The organism is uncultured Brachyspira sp. (assembly GCF_944390595.1).
Taxonomy (GTDB): domain Bacteria; phylum Spirochaetota; class Brachyspiria; order Brachyspirales; family Brachyspiraceae; genus Brachyspira.
Genome location: NZ_CALXRN010000094.1, coordinates 1 through 2,540 on the forward strand (window position 1 = coordinate 1; position 2,540 = coordinate 2,540).

General features: G+C 22.7%; 2 protein-coding genes. One reads left to right on the forward strand and one right to left on the reverse strand.

The window, feature by feature from the left end; all coding sequences use genetic code 11:
• Window positions 1–765 precede the first annotated feature (765 nt).
• The gene (locus Q0J90_RS04810; protein ID WP_297276821.1) at window positions 766–2,028 is read left to right on the forward strand and encodes a TIGR02391 family protein; all 1,263 of its coding nucleotides are present in this window, start codon (window positions 766–768) and stop codon (window positions 2,026–2,028) included.
• A 276-nt stretch (window positions 2,029–2,304) separates the two neighbouring features.
• On the opposite strand, the gene Q0J90_RS04815 is transcribed toward Q0J90_RS04810, so the two are convergent.
• The coding region (locus tag Q0J90_RS04815) for a thioredoxin domain-containing protein (protein WP_297276822.1) at window positions 2,305–2,540 on the reverse strand (236 nt) is incomplete at its 5' end.

Sequence of the window (2,540 nt, forward strand, 5' to 3'; positions counted from 1 at the left end):
TAAATTCTGGTTTTTTCTTTCTTACTGCAGTTGTTTGCTGACTTATAGTTTGATTTGTATTTTGTGCGGTATTGTTATTTGCATTATTAACAGCTGTATTGTCTTGTGTGTTATTAGATTTGTTACTGCAGCTTATTAAAATACTTAAAGCTGTCATTAATATAAATTTCTTCATAAACTTTCCTTTACTTCTTTTAACTTCTTTATAGATTGTATTAAAAAATATTTTAAGCATTATACTAATAATTTTTAAATTGTCAATTTTTATGTTCTTATTTTTGCCATCTCATGTGTTATGACACTATAGCTGAACTTTGTAGATACACATATAGGCTGATTAACTCATATTAAATTTATAACTCTTTTTATTAGTAGTTGTTTACGTAATTGGGGTATATATAGTGGGTTGATAATTTTTTATGTAAATTTATAATGATATTAATATGATTGATAGGTAACTTCTTTGAGAAATAAAGCAAACATTTTTGTGTACTTTTTTGTTTAGCCAAAAAAGTACCAAAAAAACTACTTCTTTTTTGTAAAAAAGAAGCAAAAAACATTTACAATATAATAAACTATCTTTCTAATAGGGATAGTTTATTATTTTCTTTTTTCTAAAAAAAGAAACAAAAAAGCTTTTATTAAATTTATGACGCGGGTTGTTAGCCCTTGTTTAGAATTCAGGGTATTATAGTAGGTTGATAATTTTTTATGTAAATTTATAATTGGAATTATAATCATATTAAATTGATTGAGAGGGAAATAATGATGATTGATATAACGATTCTTGAACAAATTATTGATTATGATTTATTTAAAATAATTGAAGATGATTATTCAAAAGGACATTATAATATTGTAGTAACTAAATCTGTAGATTATTTTAGAGATTTATTAAGAATGAAATCTGAAGAATATAATATTGATGGTGATGATTTAATATCTAAAACTCTAAATTTAAATAAAGATAAAAAACCAAAATTAATAATAGCTGATTTGAATACAGAAACAGGTTCTAGTCAGCAAAGAGGAATTGCAAGTTTTGCTTATGGAATACATAGATATATAAGAAATCCACAATTTCATGGTCATTATTTCAATGAAGAAGATATTGTAGATATATTAATAATAATATCTTTTGTTACTAAAAAAATTAAATCTTCAGAAACAGAATATAGTAAATTTGATTTTTTTAATGAATTAAGAGATGTACATTTTGATTTAAGGGAAAAATATGTTAATATAATATTATCAAAATACCCAAAAGAAATTTTACCTGATTATATAGTATATGGTATAGATTATGTTCAGAATTATCAAATTGACTATAAAAGATATAAATTAGTATTATCTTGGTATGTAAAAAATAATATTGATGTTAAAAACTTTTATGAAAAAATATCTAAAATTTTAGAAGTTCATGAAAATGAAAACATTATAATAATGTGGCTTTATATTTTAGGCGATAATATTTTTAATATTACTGAAAAAGCTAAATTAAGAGCTGAAAACGTTTTAATAAAGAGTCTATTAAATGGTAAAAATCATGATAAAAAATTTTATACTATAATTAGTATTTTAAATGAATGTTTTTTTTATTTAGATTTTGATAATTATATTCAGTTAGAAGAATTTATAGTTAAAAATATAAAAGAATTTAAGATACCTAAAGATTTTTATAATATAATTTTAAATATAATGATTATAAATATTGCTAAATTTTTAGAATGTGATTTTAATATTGATGAAATTATATATTACTATGTAAAAAATGATTTTTATAATATTTTGGTTTATTTTTATAAATTAAAGTCTATGCAATTGACGCAAATTTTTTTAGATGACTTCAATAGTTTAATAATTTTTTCTTCAAAAAATTTAGATAATATGATTTCAAAATATGCTCATTGTAATAAATTAAGTAATGAAAATAAAGATAAATTAAAATCTAGGTTAGATTATATTCTTAAATACTATGATAAAACTATTTTAGAAGAAAAAGGGTATTATGATGATGTTCCATTCTAATTGTTAAGTATTGGATAATAAGCCGTACGTATAGTTGACTATCTGTAAGGGTAAGCGTTACCGTGCGTAATGCCCTACAATTATAACATATATCCTATATAAACCAGGATATATTTCGAGAGGTGGACTTGTCAAATGCAGTTCTTTTGCTTCTCGCCGCAGGCGGGCGTTGCCTGTGGCAACAAAAGAAGTGTGGTATGGGGCAAAGCCCCATATATCAAAAGAAAATATAAATTTATTTTTGACAATATATAGTTTTTAAGATATATATCAAATTTATTTATTAATTACTTTCTCTAACTCTTCTTTTATACTCAAAGCCATTTTGTCATCGAAACTTGAAAATGAATTCTTTGTGTATAATATTTTCTTGCCGCTGTCAATAACTATTATCCAAGGAAGCCATTTAACATTATACTCATCAGAAATATTTTTGTATTTATCAACATCAACTTCGGTGAAAATCAAATTATCATCTATGAATTTTTTTAGTTCTTCATTTACGAATACTT

Coding starts and splice junctions, on each gene's coding strand:
- Q0J90_RS04810 (WP_297276821.1), top strand. CDS start 766: ATGATGATTGATATAACGATTCTTGAACAAATTATTGATTATGATTTA.